This is a genomic window from Roseibacillus persicicus (assembly GCF_014651675.1).
Taxonomy (GTDB): domain Bacteria; phylum Verrucomicrobiota; class Verrucomicrobiia; order Verrucomicrobiales; family Akkermansiaceae; genus Roseibacillus; species Roseibacillus persicicus.
Map to the genome: position 1 here is coordinate 1 of NZ_BMXI01000075.1, position 730 is coordinate 730.

General features: G+C 47.4%; 1 protein-coding gene. It reads right to left on the reverse strand.

The genetic code is table 11. The features are described 5' to 3' along the window. Positions 1-127 precede the first annotated feature (127 nt). Positions 128-730: hypothetical protein (locus tag IE099_RS20655; protein WP_229809639.1), on the reverse strand; the 603-nt coding region annotated here is incomplete at its 5' end.

A 730-nucleotide genomic window follows, 5' to 3' on the forward strand; every position in this document is an offset into this window, starting at 1 on the left:
AACGTCTCAGCACACCCAATCCGACCGACTCAGCGCGCTTTCACTACTTCTACCATGCTCCCTCCTCCTGTCAATCCTCCGACTCGCCAGCGCGGTCGGATTTGTGGTGCTGCGCATTGTTCGACTTTTACGGTTCAGCGTAGAATCTTTCCCATTCCCGAGGAGTATTGAACAGTGGCAGTTCATGACCAGAGACAATGTTCTTCAGAGCCTCAAGGTCCCAGTATTGCGACAAACCATCCTTGGGATAGGAATAATAGTTTCCGCACATGAAGCAAATCTCAACATGTCCGAGAATTATGCCCTTCCCGTCATAGAAAACGAAACCATGGTGAGGTTCATAGCAAAGCGCTCCACCCTGCCACTTATGTTCTCCAGTAAGCGCTCTCGTGATTTTCTGGACCTCCTCCTTAGAAAGCCGCTTGGTCCATTCCTTTTTGAGACCCTTGTGAAGCTTCCCATCCTTAACCAGCGGAGCACCAGAATCCATGGTATGATCGTAGAGAACCAGTTCGACATAAGAAATTCCTCTCAACCAATCAGTAATATTATTGGAAACCTTACCCTTTGAAGCATATGCTGCAATTTCCTCAGAGGATCCGAAATCCGTTGCCTCTAAAGCGAGCTGTTCTTTAGCTTCTTCCTCAGCAAAAATCAATCCGAGCAATAGCATCGCGCTCAAAATGAGATAGGTTATTAGTCTGCAACGGCTCATTTTCAGTCGAACGTT